We start from the raw sequence: 19467 nt of genomic DNA on the forward strand, positions 1-19467 counted from the left end.
GGGCCCTCCTCAGTTGCCGAGCTGCGTGACCGGGGCGGCGTTCACCACCGGCGCGTAGTCGTCGAGAAGCGTATCGAGCTGGCCCTGGCCCTCGAGGAAGGCCGCGCTCGTGGCGATCGCCTTCGCCGCGCCGCCGTTCGCACCGCCGCCGAGCCACTTTTCCGACGCCTGCTCCGACGCGACCGGATAGCCGAGGAGCTTCAGCGCACCGAGCGCGTCCTCGGGCGTGCCGCCGATCATCTTCACGATGCCGGTCACCTGCGGGCTCTCCGCGGTCCAGCTCGCGCCGGTGTCTGCATAGTCCTTGTAGGCCTCGGCCAGCACCTTGGTGAAGGCGGCCATGAACGCAGGGTTGTCCTCGGCGAAGCTCTTTTCGACGACGAGACCATCGAAGGTCGGCACGCTGGCCGCGCCGATCTCGGCGGAGTCGGAGATCGCCTTGCCGGACTTCAGGATCTCGGAAAGTGCCGGCGGCCAGACATAGGCCGCGTCGATGTCGCCGCGCTGCCAGGCGGCAACGATCTGCGGCGGCTGCATGTTGAGGATGTTCACCTCGGACGGGTCGATCCCCCAGACCTTTTCGAGGCCGACGAGCAGGTGGAAGTGCGAGGTCGAGACGAACGGCACGCCCACCGTCTTGCCGACGAGGTCGGCCGGCTTCTCGACGCCCGAACCCTCACGGGCGACGAGCTGCTCGGAGTGGCCGATGTCGTCGAGGATCCAGAAGAGCTGGAGGTCGACGCCGCGCGTGGTGGCGGCGGCGATGCCAGTAGAGCCGATCACGCCGACCGGCACGTCACCCGAGGCGAGTGCCGTCGAGATGTCGCCGCCGGAAGTGAACTGGCGCCATTCGAGCTCGTAGCCCGCGTCCTTCAGCGCGGAGTCGAAGCGGCCGTCGGCGATGGCCGACAGGAACGGGCCGACAATCTGCTGGTAACCGACGACAACCTCCTCGGCCTGCGCAACGGCAGGCAGGATGGCGACGGTCGAAAGGGCAAGGGCATAGGCCCCGAGAATACGCTTCACGGTTTCGGTCTCCCATTAAGTTCTCAGAAGCTGTCGCTCCGGCCGGCTGCGTGGCGCCGATCTTGTTGTTGCAGCGGTAGGTCGCTTGCTGGTCGCTTGTCTTGCAGCTTGATACGCGCTTGGAGCGCGCATCATTATATCCAGTTAGAGAATCGTATATGGCCAGAGGCGAGGGGATGCGATGCAGGGGGTATCGGAGGGAATCTTCCACATCGACCGCAGCCGGGACCGCGGGCTCCAGGCACAGGTGCGCGAGTCCGTCGTCGCGGGCGTGCTCGGCGGGCGCATCCTCGCGGGTGCCCGGCTGCCCTCGACCCGCCAGCTCGCGGACTACCTCGGGATATCGCGGCTGACCGTCTCGCTCGCCTATCAGGAGCTGGTGTCGCAGGGCTATCTCGAGGCAACCGAGCGCCGCGGCTACCGGATCTCCGAGAGGGCGCCGGTGGCCCGGCTGCGCGCGGCGGCGCGCGGGGATACGAGCGGCATCGGATGGGAAGGCCGCCTGCGCAGCTTCTCGATCGCCAAGCGCATCCGCAAGCCCCTCGACTGGCGGGGCTACCCCTACCCGTTCCTCTACGGCCAGACCGACACGTCGCTCTTCGATCTCACGGCATGGCGCGACTGCACCCGGCGGGCGCTGTCACGCGCGGACTTCAGCGTCACCGCCGGCGACTACGCGGCCGCGGACGACCCCGAGCTCGTGCAGTACGTCCTCGCGCGGTCGCTCCCCCGGCGCGGCATCGAGGCGCGCTCGGACGAGATCCTCGTCACGCTCGGGGCGCAGAACGCGATCTGGATCGCCGCCCAGCTGCTGCTCGGCCCCGGCCGGCACGCGGTCTGCGAGGAGCCCGGGCATCCTGACATCTATGCGTCCGCCGTGCTCTCCGGCGCCCATGTGACGACGGTCGAGGTCGATGAGGACGGGCTCCCGCCCGAGCGGCTGCCGGAGAACCTCGACGCGGTCTTCGTGACGCCGAGCCATCATTCGCCCACCGCGGTGCGGATGCCGGTGGAACGCCGGCGCCGGTTGCTCGAGCTCGCGGCCGAGCGCGACTTCGTGATTGTCGAGGACGACTACGAGTTCGAGATGAGTTATCTCGAGCCACCGGCGCCGGCGCTGCGCTCGCTCGACGGGTCGGGGCGGGTGCTCTATGTCGGCAGCTTCTCGAAGTCGCTCTTCCCCGGCCTCAGGCTCGGCTATCTCGTGGGGCCGCCCGAGTTCATCCGCGAGGCGCGGGCGCTGAGGGCGCTCCTTCTGCGCCATCCGCCGGGGCAGTTGCAGCGGACGGCGGCGACCTTCCTCGCGCTCGGCCACTACGATGCGCTGATCCGGCGGATGCGGGAGGAGTATGCCGAACGCTATGAGGTGATGGCGTCGGCACTCGCCGCCGGGGGATTCCAGATCGCCGGGCAGGCGAACTTCGGCGGGACCTGCTTCTGGATCGACGGCGGCGAAGGGCTCGACGCCGACCACCTCGCCGACCAGCTGCGTGATGACGGTGTGCTGATCGAGTCAGGCGCACCGTTCTTCGCGGCGAGCGGTGGCCCCTGCCGCTTCTTCCGCATGGCCTTTTCGTCGATCCCGCGCGATCGCATCGCCGACGGCATCTCCCGTGTGGCCGAGCGGCTCACCGCCGGAAGCTGAGACCCGTGCGGGGACGCGGGCCCCCTACCCGATCGTCCGTGCCTCGTGCAAGGCGTCAGCTCGGGCGCCCCGTGTCGCCTTGCCGCTGCAGTCGCTTCCCGAGAAGAAATCCGAGGCAGGACACGCCGCCCATGGCCGGGATCAGCGTTCCCATTGACCAGACGGCATTGCCGAGCCAGGCGCCGAGGAGGCCCACCAGCAGGCCTGAGCCCATCTGCAGGAAGCCGAGCATGGCCGAGGCGGCTCCCGCGCTGGACGGAAACGGTGCCAGCGCCGCCGTGGTCATCGCCGGCAGCACGAAGGAGATACCGACGGCGAAGATCGCGACCGGTATCATCACCCGCAGGAAAGTCGGCTCCCAGACGTGCAGAAGAGCACTGCCAAGACTTCCCAGGGCCACAAGCACGAGGCCCGGCCCCACCGCGGCCTCGGCGCCCCGGCGCCGCATGATCCGCGCCACCATGAGCGACCCGCCGATGAAGGCCCCGGACTGGAACAGCATGCCCGCCCCGAACTCGGCCGGGGTCAGTCCGACCTGACCCATGAGGATGAAGGGCAGGAAAGTCGACTGGGCGTAGATCGCCCCGAGCGCCCCGGCAACGACCGTCGCCGCCGCCCGGAAGCGCGCGTCGCCGAGCACCATGCCGTAGGTTCTCACCAGCGCCCCCGGCTGCAGGCGGCGCATTTCGGGGACCACAGTCTCGCGCATGAAGGCCCCGGCCAGACTGATGACCGCGATCCCGAGCAGCGCCATGGCCACGAAGACCGACCGCCACCCCGCCAGAACCAGCAGCAATCCCCCGATCGTCGGCGCCATAGCCGGCCCGAGCGCGAGGATGATGTTGATGATGTTCATCACCCGCGCCGACTTCTCGCCGGTGAAGAGATCGCGCACCAGCGCCCGGGCGATCGTGATCCCCGCCGCCGCGCCGATCCCCTGCGCGAAGCGGGCGGCCATCAGGATTTCGACGTTCGGGGCGAACAGGGCAACGAGGCTCGCGATGGCGTAGATGCCCATGAAGCCGAACGTCACGGGCCGGCGGCCGATGGCATCCGACAATGGCCCGGCCACCAGCTGCGCGCAGGCGAACCCGCCGAAATAGAGCGCGAGCGTCAGCTTGACCCGCGCTTCGGTGGTGGCGAAGGCCTGCACGATCTCGGTCATTGCCGGTGTGTAGAGCGCCATGGAGACCGGCCCGATGCTGGCGAGAAGCCCGCCGAGCAGCGCCACGCGCCGGTCACTCATCACGGGAAGAACCGCAGAAGCCATTGAACCCTCTCGCTCTCCTCGCAGCATTGCCGCCCTGAGCGTCAGGGCCGTGTACGGTGGCCTTGCGGGAGTGGCAATTGCGCTCGTCGTCCCGCCCGGCCGCCCACCGGGGCCGGACGCATCGGTTGCCTCGATTTGCGGCAGTCTCGCCGGAGCCACCACCGGCGACCGTGTTCCTGCTCGAATCAGCGAGGCTCGCGCGTGGCCCGGCGCGCCAGGGAATGCGGGAGCGTGCTCGTTCTTGCGCGGGCCTGTCGTTCGGCGCGTCGCAGGACTGTCAGATTTATCGCTCTGGTTGAGAAGTCTCCCACACACATTCGCCACCTGAGGAAGAATTTATCGTATGATGGATTCGCCTTCTCGTACGTTTTCCACAATGTTAATCGTAATACGATTACCCTTCGGGAGCGCGAACAGTGGCAAATTATGTTCTCACCACCGGCAACGACAATTTTGCCGGAACGCCGGGCACGGATTCTTTCGATGGCATCTCGAGCGATGGAACGCCCGGCGAGTCCGGCGGGATCGACGTGCTGTCGGGTGGTGCTGGCAATGATGATTTCTTTCTCGCCTCGCGCTATGGCGATGGCGGGACGATCGACGGTGGCGCCGATTTCGACCGCGTGTACCTGAGCGGCGATTCCTTCGGCAACATCGCCTTCTCGAACGTCGAGCAGCTTTTCGTGGAGAGCTCGGAGGTGGCGCTGCAACTTGGCCAGCTCACCGCCTTCTCCTCGCTGACCCTGGTGCCGGGCGGGAACATCTACCTGACCGGTGCGGGTGGCACGATCAATTTCGCGGGCATGGTCACCGGGACGACGGGCATCAGGATCAGCGCCTCGACGCTGACCTCCGGCCATACCGTGACCGGCACGGACCAGGCGGACTCCTTCACCAACACCCGCTACAACGACGTGGTTTATGGCAACGGCGGCGACGACCGCTTCGTCGGGGTCTATCAGGACACGCTGAGCGGTGGCACGGATCAGCTTTACGGCGGCGGCGGCGCGGATACGTTCGAGGTGCGCCGCCAGAACGGCACGATCGACGGCGGCGCCGGCACGGACACCGTCATCGCGCAGGCTTTCCAGCTCTATCCGTGGTCGCCCTATCGCGGCCCCGGCGATCTCGGCGACCTCAGCTTTACCAACGTCGAGAAGCTGGTCATCAACTCCTGGAGCGTGACTTTCGCCACGGTGGGGCAGCTCAACTCCTTCGCGCAGATCACCGGCGGGGACGACACTGGCCAGATCATGTTCCGCCTGCAGGGCTCGGGCGGGACGATCGACTTCTCGAGCAAGCTCGCGCTCGCGAACGAACGGGTCTGGGTCTACGCCGCCAACGCGACATCCGCCGTCAACGTCTCCGGCACCGCCAACGCGGACACGCTGGCCGGATCGGAACACGCCGACACGCTGAAGGGCGGCCTCGGCGACGACGAACTCGGCGGCGGCGACGGCACGAATGACGGCACCGACCTGATGAACGGCGGGGTGGGAAATGACGAGTATACGGCCGACCTGACCGACAAGCTGATCGACAGCGGCGGCATCGATACCATCTTCTCCGCCGGGACTTTCGATCTCAGGCGCTCGGCACGGCTACAGGGCGATTTCGAGAACCTCACCCTATACAACGGCATCGCCGGCGGCTGGGACAGCAATGGTTACGGCAACGCCCTCGCCAATGTCCTGACCGGCACCAACGGCAGCAACGTCCTGGACGGCCGCGGGGGCGCCGATCAGATGATCGGGCGCGAGGGGGACGATACCTACGTCGTCGACACGATCGGCGACAAGGTGGTGGAGCCGGAAACCGGCAATGGCGGTCATGACACCGTGCAGTCCCGCATCAGTTTCGACTTCACGAACCCCGATCAGGCCATCGGCGGGATCGAGGATCTGGTCCTGACCGGCACGGGCGCCATCCGCGGAGCGGGCAACGCCCTCGACAATGCCATCACCGGCAACACGGGCGCGAACCTTCTGGACGGCCGGGGCGGGGCCGACACGATGACAGGCGGCGCGGGCAACGACCGCTACGTCGTCGACAACGTCGGGGATCAGGTGGTGGAAAGCGCCGGGCAGGGCATCGACAGGGTGTCCTCCACCATCACTTTCTCGCTGGAGTCCGCTCAGGTGGAGCATCTGACCCTGCAGGGAAGCGCGGACATCAACGGCACCGGCAATGACTTCGCGAATGCGCTGAACGGCAACTCCGGCGCGAATGTCCTCGTCGGCAATGGCGGCGACGACTCGCTGAGCGGCGGCCTCGGCAACGACACGCTGGACGGCGGCGATGGCGCCGATGTGCTGAACGGCGGCGCCGGCAACGACTTCCTCAACGGCGGCCTCGGGGCGGACATCCTGATCGGTGGCGCCGGTCAGGACATCTTCCGCTTCAATACGGCGCTCGGCACCACCGATACGCTCACCGGCTTCAAGGCGGCCGATGACACGATCGAGATCGACAACGCGATCATGACAGCGCTGACCACGACCGGAGCCCTCGCATCCGGCAACTTCGCCGCCAACGCCTCCGGCACCGCGCAGGACGCCGACGACTTCATCGTCTACAACAAGACCACCGGCGTGGTGTCCTACGATGCGGATGGCAATGGTGCGGGCGGAGCGGTGGCGTTTGCCGCACTGACCGGCGCGCTGACGCTCACCAGCGCGGATTTCCTGGTGATCTGAGAGCGCCCGCCGATGCGTCCGACCCGGACTCCAGATGCCCGGGTCGGACGAAACGATTTGCCCCGAGCCGCGACCCTAGAGGGGCTGAACCCGTTCGCAGCCGGCGGGAAGCTTGTTCGGGGCCTCGGCGTAGAGCACGCGCGGCGCGTAGCCCGGGCAGCCATGCCCCGCGAGCCGGTGGCCCGGCAACCTAGTGGTCTGTGTCGGGAGTGGGGGAAGCGCACCGGCGACGGCGGCCACGTCGGCCGATCCGACCAATGGCGCGGCGGCGGGAATGCTTGCTGCCACCGGAGTCTTGCTCGTCGCACGCGCCTCCGCCCCCGGGACCGGCACCACGAGCTGACATCCGGCCGGGAGCTTTTGCTGCGACTCCGAGTAGAGGGTCTGCGGCGCGAAACCCGGGCAGCCATATCCCGCGACCCGGTGTCCCGGGAGTTGCGACGTCTGGGTCGGCACCGCCTCCGCCGCGACCGGGGCAGCCGGTGGCGCGGCGCTCACGGCTGTGGGAAGCGCGGCAACCGACGTGGCTGCTGCAGGCGCTGCCGCAGCCGGCACGGGCGTCGGAGCAACTGCGGCCGCCGCTAGCTGCGTAGCGCCCTCCCCCTTCCACTCCGGTCTGAGCGTCTGGCCCGACGCCTTCTTGGCGCGCGCATCGGCCACGGCGTACCGCACCGTCGCCACGCGCTCCGGCGACCGGGGATGGGTGGACCAGAGCGACATGGCACCGTTCGCACCGCCGGTATTGCCACCCTCGCGGCGCGCGAAAAGAAGCGACCCCTTCTCGGCATCATATCCGGCGGCCTCGGCGATGTAGGCGCCGAGCATGTCGGCTTCCAGCTCGTAGGTCTGGCTGTATGCCATCCCGCCGAATGCGGCGCCGATGTTCATGGCGTTCTCGATGTTTTGCCGCGCCTGGTACTGGGTCTGGTAAGTGCCTGCACCGGCGTAGGCGGCGGCGGCCCCAAGGATGAGTGCGCCGGCGAGCTGTTGCTGCTCATGTTTCTCAAGGTGTCGCGCGATGTGATGCCCGGCCTCGTGCCCCATGACGAACGCGACCTCGTCGTCATTCTTCGTGCCCTGAAGCAGAGCACCGGTGACGATGATGAGCGGGCCGTCAGAGTTCACTGTCTGGAAAGCATTGGCGGGAGAGCGCGGATCGAGATCAACACGGATCGCCAGATCGCAGTCCCGCTCAGGCGTCTCCCGGCGGCACGCCGCCTCCGCATAGGGCTCGATGCGCTGCGCCACCCGGTCGAAACGATCAACGGCTTCAAAAATCCCGACTGGCTGCACGGGCGCGGCGCTTTCGCGCGCGATGACGCTGTTGGCTCTTACCAGCTCGGCCTCTGCCAAAGCAGGCATCTGGTAGGCGGTGCCACAGGCAGAAAGAAACCCAAGAGCAGAAATCACGACGTACTTAATAGATGTTCGCATCGCCGCACCCCGATTCTTTCAGACGAGCATTACGAGTTCCTTTGATTCCATCAAGAAGTCTGACAACTGCCTTATTCCATGGCGGCGCGCGGCATCCGAAGCCCGCTTCTTGTCGCCCTGCACCGCACGCGGCGTCAGACCGCTGCCAGATGACCGTTGCCAACCTGTCGCAGCGGCAGGGTGAGATCGAGCGGGCCGGCGTCGGGGATCGGCGGCCTTGGCGCGTCCGGGTCCGGCACCGGGGCGGCGGCGAGCAGGCGGCGGGTATAGGGATGGCTCGGGTTGCCGAAGACGTCCCCGCGCATGCCGATCTCGACGATCCGGCCCCCGACCATCACCGCGACGCGGCGGCTGATCTGCTCGACCACCGCGAGGTCGTGCGAGATGAAGAGGTACGCGAGGCCGAGCGTCTCCTGAAGCTCGGCCAGCAAGGCAAGGATATGCGCCTTCACCGAGACATCGAGCGCCGAGACGCTTTCGTCCGCCACGATCAGCCGGGGCTCCAGCGCCAGCGCCCTCGCGATGCAGATCCGCTGCCGCTGCCCGCCGGAGAATTCGTGCGGGTGGCGCCGCATGTGCTCCGGGGCAAGGCCGACCCGGGTGAAGAGCGCGGCAACCCGGTCGTGCCGCTCCGAGCCGTCGGCGATCCGGTGGATCGCCAGCGGCTCGCCGACGAGTTCCCCCACGGTCATGCGCGGATCGAGCGAAGCGTAAGGGTCCTGAAACACCATCTGGACCTCGCGCAGCACCGGACGCATCGCGGCGCCGCTCAGCCCCCGCGTCGGCCGGCCCATCACCCGCACCTCGCCCTCCCACGGCACGAGGTTCAGCAGCGCCCGCCCGGTCGTCGACTTGCCACAGCCGGATTCGCCGACGAGCGCCAGCGTCTCGCCCGCCCCGACGCTGAAGCTGAGGCCGTTGACCGCGCTCACCCGCTCCCGCCGGAAGAGCCCGCCGCGCACGGTGTAGGCGACGGTCAGGTCCTTCACCTCGCAGACGGGATCACCCTGCCCCGGCTGCTGCCCGACCTCATCCCCGGCCGTCCCGAGGCGCGGCACTGCGGCGAGGAGCTCGCGGGTGTAGTCGGCCGCAGGCGCTGCGAAGAGCTGCCGCACCGGGGCCTCCTCGACCTTTCGTCCGTGGCGGAGCACCAGCACCCGCGTCGCCATCTCGGCGACGACACCCATGTCGTGGGTGATGAGGATGATCGCGACGCCGGTCCGCGCCTGCAGGTCGCGCAGCAGCGCAAGGATCTGCGCCTGCACCGTCACGTCGAGCGCCGTGGTCGGCTCGTCGGCGATGAGGAGCTTCGGCCGCCCGGCGAGCGCCATGGCGATCATCACCCGTTGCCGCTGCCCGCCGGAAAGTTCGTGCGGGTACTGCCGGAGGCGTCGCGCGGGCTCGGGGATCCGCACCTCGCCCAGCAGTTCGAGCGCCCGCTGGCCGGGATGGGCGTCGGGGTCGTGGGCGCGGATCGCCTCCTCGAGCTGGCTTCCGATGCGCATCACCGGGTTCAGCGAGGTCATCGGCTCCTGAAAGATCATCGCGATCTCGCCGCCGCGCAGGCGCCGCATCGCGTGCTCGGGCAGCGTCATGAGATCGGTCCCGCGCCAGAGCGCCCGCCCGGCCGCCACCCGCACGTTGGCTCCGGGCAGGAGACCCATGAGCGTCAGCGCGGTCAGCGACTTCCCCGACCCGCTTTCGCCGGCAATCGTCAGCGTCTCGCCCGGCGCGACGCTGAAGGAGAGATCCTCCACCACGCGCCGCACACCCTCCTCGCCGCGGATCTCCACGGCGAGGCCTTCCACCGACAACAGCGCCTCGCTCACGCGAAGATGGCCCGGGGCATGTAGAACGACACCACCCAGTTCGGGACGTCGACGATGCACGAGATGCGCAGGTCGCCCGCCACCGAGCAGAGCATGTAAGCATCGACCGGGCTCATCCCCTCGCGCGCCGACAGCAGGTCGATCATGCCCGACAGCGCATCCCGCGCGCCGGACATGAGATCCGGCCCGATCCCGGTCGTGACGTCGTAACCGGCGGAATCATTGTGGCGCGTCACCGGGCCCGGCGTCTGGAAGCGCGGGAACTTCAGGTTCGCCGCCTTCTCGAGCTCGAAGGTCAGCGTCACCGCCATCGCGCTCTCGATCGCCGTGCCGCAGACCTCTCCGTCGCCTTGCGCCGCGTGGGTGTCGCCGACCGAGAAGAGCCCGCCCGCCACCTCGACCGGCAGCCAGAGGACGCTGCCCTTCGCCAGGTCGCGCACGTCGAGGTTGCCCCCGACGCGGCGAGGCGGCACCACGGAGTGCAGGCCGGGCTCCGCCGGCGCGAGGCCGATCGTGCCGGTAAAGGGCTTCAGCGGCACCCTCGCTCCCGGCCCGTAGAGCGCAGGGGTCGCGGCGTCATAGGTCCACATGTGCAGGGCCGGCTCGCTGAACTGGTCGGCCAGCAGCCCGAAGCCCGGGATGTTCGCGGTCCAGCCCACGCCCGAGGGCTCGAAGTCACCGATGGTGATCTTCAGCGCGTCGCCGGGCTCGGCTCCGTCCACGAAGATCGGGCCGGTGACCGGATTCACCGTACTGAAGTCGAGCGTCGCCACGTCGGCGGCGATGCTTCCCGGAGAGAAGTGGCCGTTCGCCGCGTCGTTGCACTCGAAGCGCAGCGTCGTGCCGGGCGCGATCGTCTCGACCGGCGCAATGGAGTTGTCCCAGCCGTAGTGCTTGTGCCGGGCGTGAATGGTGTGGTGGTTGTTATTGCACATCGGTGGCCCACACATGGTCATAAGCGATGGGAATATGCACCGGATCGACGAAAAGCGCATCCTCGCCGCCGATCCGGGGCGAGTGCATCGTGAACCGCTGCTCGTTGAAGATCGGCGCCCAGGGCGCGTCCTTCATGATGTCGACGAAGATGCTGCTCCACGCCGCCTCGCGCTCCGCCTGCTTCGCGGGATCGACCATCGCGTCGGCCGCGACGGCGCGCTTCTCGATGTCCTCGTTGCAGTACCAGGACCAGTTCCAGCCGCCCGCCACCGCGCCGCCACAGCCGAGGATCGGCCCGTAGAAGTTCGACGGATCGGGGAAGTCCGCGATCCAGCCCATGCCGCCCGACCAGATCATCGGCGCGCCCTGCTTCTCGCCGCCGGCCGCGATCACGTTCGCCTGCGCCAGCGACTGGATGTTCGCCTTGATGCCGATCTCCGAGAGGTCCTGCTGGATCGCCTGCGCAATCCGCGGGTTCGGGTCGGTGTTGTAGACGAAGAGCTCGGTCTCGAAGCCATCGGCGTGACCGGCCTCGGCCAGCAGCTTCTTCGCCCCCTCGGGATCGAAGGGATAGCCCTCGTAGTCCTTCGCATAGCCCGGCATCGACGGCGGCAGCGGCTGGTTCGCCGGCACCGCCCGGCCGTTGATGATCTGGACGATGCGGTCCTTGTTGATCGCCATGTTGACCGCCTGCCGCACGCGGACATCATCGAACGGCGGCATGGTAACGTTCATGGTCACGTAACCGGTCTGGAGTTGGCCACCCTCGACGATCCGCGCGTCACCCGGGTTGGCCTTCACCTGGAGGAACTGCGCCGGCGGGATGCCGTCGCCGAGAACATCGACCTCGCCGCGCTGGAGCCGCAGCAGGGCGACGTTCGGCTCCTGACCGATCTCGAAGCTGATCGTGTCGAGCTTTGGCACGCCCGCCTTCCAGTGGTCGGGGTTGCGCTCGAAGACCACGCGCTGGCCGAGCGTCCATTCGGCGAGCCGGAACGCGCCGGTGCCGACCGGGTGGCGGCCGAAATCGGGGCCGAATTCCTCGACCGCTTCCTTCGGCACCACATGGCTGAAGTTCAGCGCCATCTTGTGCAGGAAGGTGGCGTCGGGCTGCGACAGGGTGAACTCCACGGTGAGCGGGTCGATGACCCGGATCCCGGAGAGCTCCGCCGCCGCGCCGGACTGAAGCTCATCGAAGCCCTTGATCGTCGAGAAGAAGCCCGCCCCCGGCGACTGGGTCTCGGGTCTCACCACCCGCTCGATCGAGTACTTCACATCCTCGGCCACCAGTTCGCGGCCGTTGTGAAACTTCACGCCCGGCCGGAGCTTGAAGGTAAAGACCGTGCCGTCGGGCGAGATCCCGAAGCTCTCGGCGAGGTCGGGCGTGAGCGTGGTCGTGCCGGGCTCATAGTCCATCAGGCCGTCGAACAGGCTCTTGATCATCGACCAGTTCTGCCAGTCGTAGCCGATCGCCGGATCAAGGGTCGAGACGTCGTCCTTGTAGGTGACGATCATCTCGCCGCCTTGCTTCACATCCGTCTGGGCCGCCGCCGCCGAGGCGAGCGCCAGAAGCCCCACACCGGCGGCGAGGGCAGCGAGCGTTTTTCGCATTGTTGTTCTCCCTGTTGTTGTCAGCGCAACTTTATCCGCGGGTCGATGAGCGGCGCCACCAGATCGGCGAGCAGGTTGCCGAGCACGATGAAGCCGGCGGAGACCAGCGTCACGCCCATGATGATCGGGATGTCGACCCGCTGGATCGCCTGCCACGTCAACTGCCCGACCCCGGGCCAGCCGAAGACGCTCTCCACCACGACGATGCCGCTCATGAAGATGCCGATGTCGATGCCGACCATGGCGATGATCGGCAGGATCGCGTTCGGCAGGGCATGGCGAAACAGCACCCGGCTCCGCGCCAGACCCTTGGCGCGCGCCGTGCGCACGAAATCCTGCGCCAGCACGTCGATGAGCGACGACCGCATGATCCGCCCGTACCAGCCCGCGCCGATCAGCCCGAGCGTGAGCGCCGGCAGCACCGCATGCCAGATCGTGCCGTAGCCGCCGATCGGGAACCAGCCGAGCTGGACCGCGAAGACGTAGAGCAGCAGGATCCCGACGACGAACTGCGGCGCCGAGACGAAGACGAACGCGGTCACCATCAGCGCCTGATCGGTCGGCCGCCCGCGCCGGACGGCGGCGGCAATCCCCATGCCGAGCCCGATGACGAGCTCCGCCACGATGCCCGCCGCCATCAGGATGAGGCTTGCGGGCAAGCGCGAGGCGATGAGTTCGGAGACCTCGGCGCGCTGGAGGTACGAGCGCCCGAGATCGCCCCGCAGCAGTCCGGAGGCATAGCGGCCGTACTGGACGAGCAGCGGCTGGTCGAGCCCGAGCTGCGCGCGGATGTTCTCGACCGTCTGCGCCGAGGCGCTGCGCCCGGCGATCTGCCGCGCCGGGTCGGCTGGCAGCAGGTAGAGCAGAAGGAACGTCACGACACTGATGCCGAAGAGGATCAGCACCGCCGCCCCGAGGCGCCGCGCGACGTAGACCATCACCCGCGCCCCTTCTGCATCGGGTCGAGCAGGTCGCGCAGCCCGTCGCCCACCAGATTGAAGGAGAGCGCCAGCAGCACGATGCAGATGCCGGGAAAGAACACGAGCCACGGCGCCGACTGGAAGTAGGTCTGGTTCTCGAAGATGATGTTGCCCCACGAGGCTGTCGGCGGCTGTACCCCGATGCCGAGGAAGGACAGCGTCGCCTCGAGCAGCACCGTTGTCGAGATGCCGAGGGTCGCCCAGACGATGATCGTGGGGACGACATGCGGCAGGATGTGGTGCCAGAGGATGCGCCCGTCCGAGGCGCCAAGCGCACGCACGGAGACGACGAATTCACGCTCCGACAGGGCCGAGGTCTGGGTGTAGAGCACCCGCGCCACCTGCACCCAGTTCACCATCGCGATGACCAGCGCCACGATCCAGAGGCTCGGATGGAATATCGCCGCGAGCACGATCGCCAGCAGCAGCGCGGGGAAGGCCATCATGAGGTCGGTGAAGCCCATGAGCGCGGTTCCGATCCAGCCGCGGAAATAGCCGGCGGTGATCCCGACGACCGCCCCGATCAGGACCGCGATGCCGTTCGCGACGATGCCGATGATGAGCGACGTCCGCGCGCCGTAGAGCAGGCGCGAGAGCAGATCCCTGCCGAGAAGGTCGGTCCCGAGCAGGTAGGCACCGCCCGGCGGCAGCGGCGCGCCCTCAAGGGTCAGCCCGTCGAACATCTGCGCATTGGGATCATACGGCGCGAGCACCGGCGCGAGGACGGCGGCGAGAACCGCCGCGAGGATCACGAGAAGGCCGAGCAGCACGGCGGGGCGGCCCCGCACCATGCGCGCGAGAGAGCTTCGGGAACGAGCACCCGCCAACACCTGTCACCTGCCTCCCCGATGCGTTCACTGGACACTGTGATGGCGCAAGGGGATGAACCCGCCCGCGTCGCCAGCGCGCAGTGTAGACACCGCGGACCCCAAGGCCAGCCCAAGCGCTGCCCGCGACCGAGCCTCGCTCGTAAAATTGGCAGATTTGGCACAATCCCGCCGACCGAGCCGGTGCGATGACCCCGGTCTTGCCTGCCCGGGCGCAAGGCGCTGCCCCCGCTCCCGGAACGCAAACTGCCGCCGGCGCATCGCGCCGGCGGCAGGCTTTCTCTCGACGCCTCGGAGCGCCTCCGAGGTTCAGCTCCGGTGGTGCACTTCCTGCAGCCCGTAGACCGGCGTCGGCAGGCCCTCCATCCGGGCCTTCACCTGCAGCGACAGGTACTGCGAGTAGTGCCGCGACTGGTGCAGGTTGCCGCCATGGAACCACAGCGCCTCGACCTGCGTCGGCTTCCACATGTTGCGCTGCTCGCCTTCCCACGGGCCGGGATCCTTGGGGGTGTCGGAGCCGAGGCCCCAGACCTTGCCAACCCGGTCCGCGACCTCCTGACTGATGAGATCCGCCGCCCAGCCGTTCATCGAGCCGTAGCCCGTGGCATAGACGACCAGATCCGCCGGCAGTTCGGTCCCGTCGTCGAGCACCACGCCGGTCTCGCTCAGCCGCTCGACCCCCTTGCCGGAGACGAGCTTGATCGAGCCGTCGATGACGAGGTCACAGGCGCCCACGTCGATGTAGTAGCCCGAGCCGCGCCGAAGGTACTTCATGAAGAGCCCGGAGCCGTCCGCGCCCCAGTCGAGCATGAAGCCGCGCTCTTCCAGCTTGCGGTAGAACTCCGCGTCACGCTCCTTCATCTGCTCGTAGAGCGGGATCTGGAACTCGTGCATGATGTGGTAGGGCAGCGAGGCGAAGATCAGGTCGGCCTTGCGCGTGGTGACGCCGTTCGCCACCGCCTGCTCGGAGTAGAGCCCGCCAAGGCCGATATCCATAAGCGTGTCGGAGCGGACGATGTGCGTCGAGGAACGCTGCAACATCGTCACGTCCGCGCCCCCCTCCCAGAGCGCCGCGCAGATGTCGTGCGCGGAGTTGTTGGAGCCGATCACGACGACCTTCTTGTCGCGGTAGGCGTCGGGCCCGGGGTGCTGCGAGGAGTGCTGCTGCTCGCCCTTGAAGACGTCCTGACCCGGGAAGACCGGCACGTTCGCCTTGCCGGACATGCCGGTGGCAAGGATGAGCTGCTTCGGGCGCAGCACGACCTCCTCGCCGTCGCGGTCGACCGTGACGACCCACTCCTTCGCCGCCTCGTCCCACTCGGCGGACTTCGCGGTGGTGGAGCTCCAGTAGTTGAGTTCCATCACCTTGGTGTACATCTCCAGCCAGTCGCCGATCTTGTCCTTCGGCGCGAAGACCGGCCAGGTGTCCGGGAACGGCAGGTAGGGCATGTGGTCATACCAGACCGGATCATGCAGGCAGAGCGACTTGTAGCGGTTGCGCCACTGGTCGCCCGGCCGCGGATGCCGGTCGACGATGATCGTCGGCACACCGAGCTGGCGCAGGCGCGCGCCGAGCCCGATGCCGCCCTGCCCGCCGCCGATGATGAGCGCGTAGGGCTGGGTCGTGTAGCCGAGCTCGGCCGCCTCCTGCTCGCGGCCCTCCTTCCACGTCTTGCGGTCGGGATCGTGGCCGTGCTCCGCCCCCATCGGACGGCGCAGGCCCTTCGGCTCCTCGAAGCCCTTCAGTTCGGCAAGAGTGGTGAGAAGCGTCCAGATCCGCCCGTCCTTCAAGCGGATCTGGCCATAGCCGCGACCCGTCGCCGTCTCGAACTCGATCCAGCCCTCCGTCACGTCGCCGTTCGCCGTCACCGTCTCGGCCGGGTCGATACGCAGGCCCGTCGGCTTGACCGAGGCGAGCTGGCTCTCCAGCATCGCCCGGATCGCCTCGGGCCCTTCCATCGTCCGGATGTTCCAGGTGAAGGCAACGAGGTCGCGCCAGTAGCTGTCGGTCTGGAACAGCTCCGCCGCAGCCGCGGCGTCGCCACGTTCCAGCGCATCGCCGAGGCGGTCGAGGACCTCCTCCAGCCTTGCACCAGGGGTTTCATCGAGCATGAGACTTCCTCCGGGTCACTTGTTGAGTATCGGCTAGGGGTGGCGCGATCAGCCGAGGTCGATCAGGATCTTCAGCTGGGTGCCGGCGGGGTCGAGCAACACATCAAAGCCGTCGGACACCGCATTCTCAAGCCTGATCCGCTTGGTCACTACCTTGGCCGCGGGCATCTGGCCCGTCGCGATCATGCGGATGACGCGCGGCCAGTAGTGCGTCGGGTAGGCCCAGGAGCCGCGGATATCGACGTCCTTGAAGGTGACGCTGAACCAGTCCAGCGGATTGTCGTGCGGATGCAGGCCGGTCTGCACCACCACGCCCTGCTTGCGCACCGCGTCGAGGCAGGCCTTGAGCGCGTGCTCGTTGCCGACGCACTCGATCGCCACGTCGCAGCCGACGTTGCCCTCCGTCGCCGCCCGGATCGCCGCGCCGACGTCGTCGCGGGTCGGGTTCAGCGTGACGATGCCGGGCAGCATCTCGCGCATCATGGCGAGCCGGGTGTCATTGATGTCCGACACGAAGAGCTGCGCCGCCCCCGCCGCCCGCGCGGCGAGCAGTGTCAGCGCGCCGATCGGACCGGCACCCGTCACAAGCACGCTCGAACCCGCGCTCACCCCGCCCCGGTCGCAGGCGTAGACCGCGACCGCCGCCGGCTCGACCAGTGCCGCCTCCTCGTCGGAAAGGCCGGCCGGGATCACCGCGACGTTGTAGTCGTTGACGAGCGACCACTCGGCCATGCCGCCGGAGTGCCACGACAGCCCGACGAGGGCGAGTTCCGGCGACAGGTGGAAGAGCCCGCGGTCGGCGAAGTAGTCGCCCGACCGCGGCATCAGCAGCGGCTGGACCGAGACACGGTCGCCCGGCTTCACCCCGGTGACGCCCTCGCCCACCGCCTCGACGACGCCGCCGAACTCGTGGCCGAGCACCTGTGCCCCGTGGGCGCCGGTGAAGGGATGCGGCTCCTTCGGGATGAAGATCGGCCCGTAGGCGTATTCGTGCAGGTCGGTGCCGCAGATCCCGACGAAGCGGTTGCGGATCAGCACCTGCCCCGGCCCGGGCTTGCCCGGCTTCGCGATGTCCTCGACCCGCAGGTCCTTGGCCGCGTGGAAGCGCAGCGCCTTCATCGTTTCGGTCTCCGACGCGTCGCGCGTCATGGTTGCGCTCTCAGTCGACATCTTCCCAGCTCCCTGAAGTCTTCTGACCGGCCCAGAGGTACGGGCGATCAAGGCCAAATCCGAAAAGCAGCGCGATCACGAAGGACCAGTGCGTGCCCATGTAGGCGTAGGTGAGGGCCTCGTTCATGTCGGTGAAGACCGAGCCGACGAGGCTTGCGAGAAAGGCGGTGACGAGCGTTGTCACGGCCGCGCAGAACAGACAGGCGAGAATGCCGCCCCACGGCATGGGGATGCGCGTGAAGGGCCAGTTCCGCAGCTGGATCAGCAGCGCATAGGAGACCGAGCAGGCCACCATGAACCAGAGGAGCCAGCGCGGGTCGGAAAAGTAGCCGAGCGTCCAGAACGTCCCCACCCCCGGCAGTGCGGCATCCCAGAAGCCGAATTGCGAGCTCAGGGTGAGAAAGCCGAGCACGATCAGGAACAGGATGCCGATCTGCGCCAGCGCCTTGCCGGGCTGCGTCATGCGCCGCGTCAGATAGGCAAGCAGTCCTGAAGCCGATCCCATCTCGATAAACGGAAACCACCACGCCGGGATCCATCGGATGGTGGAATGAGTGACCGCGTAGGTGAGAAACGCGATCATCACGAGGAGGATGAAGAACTGCCGCTGCGGCGGCATCCCCGCGACGAGCCAGTTCTCCCCGGCGAAGGAAAAGAAGGCAATGAAGAAGAAGATGCACCCGATGATCGGGAACACCCAGTCCGCGTCCAGCCCGGCCCAGTAGATGCCCTTGGACGACAGCCAGCCCACGACCCATGCGGCCGCCAGCGTGACGAGGCCGCGCGTCGTCGGGTCCTCGATCCGGTGGAACGGAAAGCCGCCGCTCACCACGCTCAGCAGGACCCACCAGAGGGCCATGAGCTGCCACGTGACGTTGTCGAGCCAGTACATTTCGCCAATCGTCTCGCCGGTCCACGGACCGATGGGAGCCGCCCTGACGATCAGGTTCACGAGAAAGCAGGAGGCGATGGCGAGCCCGTAGATCAGGCCGAGCCCGCCGAGCGAGCTTGGCAGCCGTGCAGGCGCCACCTCGACCGCTGTTGATTGCATTTCCTCACCCTGTTGTTGTCTGCCGGTCCGGTGCGGACCGGCGCTTTTTGAAGCGGAAAGGGAGTCAGACGAAGACCATGCCGCCGTCGACCACCAGGCTCTGGCCGGTCATGTAGTCGGAGGCAGGGGACGCGAGGAAAACCGCGACCCCGGCGAGGTCGTCGGCGGCCGAGGGGCGCCCGAGCAGGATGCCGGCGGAGAACGTCTCGAAGGCCTCGCCGTCGCGGCCCGTCAGGCCCTCGTCCTTGAAGCCCTTGTCGATGACCTTCCACATCTCGGTGGCGACGACGCCCGGACAGATGCAGTTGGCGCTGATGCCGTCCTTGCCGAAGGCCCGCGCCGCCGCCTGGGTGAGGGCCACCACGCCGAACTTCGAGGCGCAGTAGTGGGCGAGCGGCTCGTAGCCCTGCTTGCCGGCGATCGAGGCGGTGTTGACGATCCGGCCGCCGAAGCCGGTCGCGTCCTTGCCCTGCGACTGGAACTGCTTCACCGCCTCCTGCATGCCGATGAGCACGCCGAGACCGTTGACGTCCATCACCCGGCGCCAATCCTCCTCGGTGATCGCGAGGAACGGCCGGGTCTGGGCGATCCCGGCATTGTTGAAGATGACGTCGAGACGCCCGTGGGCCGCGACCGCCGCGGCGATCATCGCCTGCACGGCCGCCCGGCTCGTGACGTCGGCCTCCACGGCGATCGCCTTGCCGCCGTCGGCGCGGATTTCCGCCGCGACCGCCTCGGCGGTCGAGCCGTCGATGTCGGCAATGGTGAGCCGGCCTCCGGCCGCGGCCATGGCCTTCGCCATCGCCGCGCCGATGCCGCGCCCGGCACCCGTCACGATCACCGATCGCCCGTTCAACGCTTCCGTCATTGTCTTCCTCCC

The 19467-nt window shown here is 68.0% G+C and carries 14 protein-coding genes; 2 read left to right on the forward strand and 12 right to left on the reverse strand.

Annotation, left to right across the window (positions count from 1 at the left end):
- Positions 1-9: 9 nt before the first annotated feature.
- Positions 10-1026, reverse strand: coding sequence for a taurine ABC transporter substrate-binding protein (gene tauA, locus HNP73_RS01730; protein WP_184146514.1), 1017 nt, complete (start codon positions 1024-1026; stop codon positions 10-12).
- 181 nt (positions 1027-1207) lie between these two features.
- Between tauA and pdxR the strand changes: the two genes are divergently transcribed.
- The gene (gene pdxR, locus HNP73_RS01735) at positions 1208-2671 is read left to right on the forward strand and encodes a MocR-like pyridoxine biosynthesis transcription factor PdxR (protein WP_184146516.1); all 1464 of its coding nucleotides are present in this window, start codon (positions 1208-1210) and stop codon (positions 2669-2671) included.
- A gap of 55 nt (positions 2672-2726) precedes the next feature.
- On the opposite strand, the gene HNP73_RS01740 is transcribed toward pdxR, so the two are convergent.
- Positions 2727-3941: a multidrug effflux MFS transporter gene (locus HNP73_RS01740; RefSeq protein ID WP_246399459.1), complete on the reverse strand. Its 1215-nt coding sequence runs from the start codon at positions 3939-3941 to the stop codon at positions 2727-2729.
- A 416-nt stretch (positions 3942-4357) separates the two neighbouring features.
- Here HNP73_RS01740 and HNP73_RS23865 point away from each other — a divergent pair, with 416 nt between their 5' ends.
- Positions 4358-6637: a calcium-binding protein gene (locus HNP73_RS23865; RefSeq protein WP_184146518.1), complete on the forward strand. Its 2280-nt coding sequence runs from the start codon at positions 4358-4360 to the stop codon at positions 6635-6637.
- A gap of 75 nt (positions 6638-6712) precedes the next feature.
- On the opposite strand, the gene HNP73_RS01750 is transcribed toward HNP73_RS23865, so the two are convergent.
- The 10 genes from HNP73_RS01750 to HNP73_RS01795 all read right to left on the reverse strand — a co-directional run bounded on the left by HNP73_RS01750 (position 6713) and on the right by HNP73_RS01795 (position 19455).
- Positions 6713-8071 carry a M48 family metallopeptidase gene (locus HNP73_RS01750; protein ID WP_184146520.1) on the reverse strand — a complete coding sequence of 453 codons (1359 nt, stop codon included), beginning with the start codon at positions 8069-8071 and terminating at the stop codon, positions 6713-6715.
- A gap of 134 nt (positions 8072-8205) precedes the next feature.
- Positions 8206-9900, reverse strand: coding sequence for a dipeptide ABC transporter ATP-binding protein (locus HNP73_RS01755; RefSeq protein ID WP_184146522.1), 1695 nt, complete (start codon positions 9898-9900; stop codon positions 8206-8208).
- The gene (locus HNP73_RS01760) at positions 9897-10835 is read right to left on the reverse strand and encodes an acetamidase/formamidase family protein (protein WP_184146524.1); all 939 of its coding nucleotides are present in this window, start codon (positions 10833-10835) and stop codon (positions 9897-9899) included. The genes HNP73_RS01755 and HNP73_RS01760 overlap by 4 nt, the downstream gene beginning before the upstream one ends.
- Complete coding sequence (locus HNP73_RS01765; protein WP_184146526.1) at positions 10825-12447, reverse strand: ABC transporter substrate-binding protein; 1623 nt, start codon at positions 12445-12447, stop codon at positions 10825-10827. The genes HNP73_RS01760 and HNP73_RS01765 overlap by 11 nt, the downstream gene beginning before the upstream one ends.
- Before the next feature lie 20 nt (positions 12448-12467).
- A complete protein-coding gene (locus HNP73_RS01770) occupies positions 12468-13385 on the reverse strand; it encodes an ABC transporter permease (RefSeq protein WP_221288299.1) in 918 nt (305 codons plus the stop codon).
- Positions 13385-14218, reverse strand: a complete 834-nt coding sequence (locus tag HNP73_RS01775; protein ID WP_184146530.1) for an ABC transporter permease — start codon at positions 14216-14218, stop codon at positions 13385-13387. The genes HNP73_RS01770 and HNP73_RS01775 overlap by 1 nt, the downstream gene beginning before the upstream one ends.
- A 345-nt stretch (positions 14219-14563) precedes the next feature.
- Positions 14564-16366 carry an NAD(P)/FAD-dependent oxidoreductase gene (locus tag HNP73_RS01780; protein WP_184146532.1) on the reverse strand — a complete coding sequence of 601 codons (1803 nt, stop codon included), beginning with the start codon at positions 16364-16366 and terminating at the stop codon, positions 14564-14566.
- Positions 16367-16414: 48 nt separating this feature from the next.
- Complete coding sequence (locus HNP73_RS01785; protein ID WP_246399461.1) at positions 16415-17536, reverse strand: 2,3-butanediol dehydrogenase; 1122 nt, start codon at positions 17534-17536, stop codon at positions 16415-16417.
- A complete protein-coding gene (locus HNP73_RS01790; protein ID WP_184146534.1) occupies positions 17526-18587 on the reverse strand; it encodes a hypothetical protein in 1062 nt (353 codons plus the stop codon). Before HNP73_RS01790 ends, HNP73_RS01785 begins: the two co-directional genes overlap by 11 nt.
- A gap of 64 nt (positions 18588-18651) precedes the next feature.
- On the reverse strand, positions 18652-19455 hold the full coding sequence (locus tag HNP73_RS01795) for a glucose 1-dehydrogenase (RefSeq protein ID WP_184146536.1): 804 nt from the start codon (positions 19453-19455) through the stop codon (positions 18652-18654).
- Positions 19456-19467: the final 12 nt, after the last annotated feature.

The organism is Amaricoccus macauensis (assembly GCF_014201905.1).
GTDB classification, from domain to species: Bacteria; Pseudomonadota; Alphaproteobacteria; order Rhodobacterales; family Rhodobacteraceae; genus Amaricoccus; species Amaricoccus macauensis.